This window comes from Shigella sp. SIG3 (assembly GCF_053555855.1).
Window position 1 is genome coordinate 1 of the sequence record NZ_JBQZXE010000340.1, and the last position, 355, is coordinate 355.

Sequence of the window (355 nt, forward strand, 5' to 3'; positions counted from 1 at the left end):
AATCCCGGCATTCTTCCGGCAGAAATGATTATTCGCCAGCGCGTAAAGCCAATGCCATCGAGAGAGGAATTGCTTAAGAGAAAGAGTTTCGGTTCTGTTAATGACAACAAATATCTGAATGCGATGTGGCGCAAAGGAGGCAACCAGTGAGCAAGATTGACTATCAGGCACTGCGTGCCAAGGCAGAAAAAGCAACTAAAGGAAGCTACATCGTAGGGCATACATCTGTTAATCGGCACGGCAATTTAACAGGAGTTTTTGTTTGTCAAAAATGGAAAGGAGAACCCGGTGGTGTGATTGCGGAATGTCATGTTAACTGCCTGGTTGAAACAGATGTTGAAGTGGTCAACAAAAG

At 44.8% G+C, this 355-nt stretch carries 2 protein-coding genes; both read left to right on the forward strand.

Translation table 11 applies throughout. From position 1 onward, the window contains the following. A partial coding sequence (locus ACUU1I_RS21310; RefSeq protein WP_449144954.1) for a DUF2737 family protein occupies positions 1–150 on the forward strand: 150 nt, incomplete at its 5' end. Then, a partial coding sequence (locus tag ACUU1I_RS21315; protein WP_449144953.1) for an ead/Ea22-like family protein occupies positions 147–355 on the forward strand: 209 nt, incomplete at its 3' end. The genes ACUU1I_RS21310 and ACUU1I_RS21315, both read left to right, overlap by 4 nt.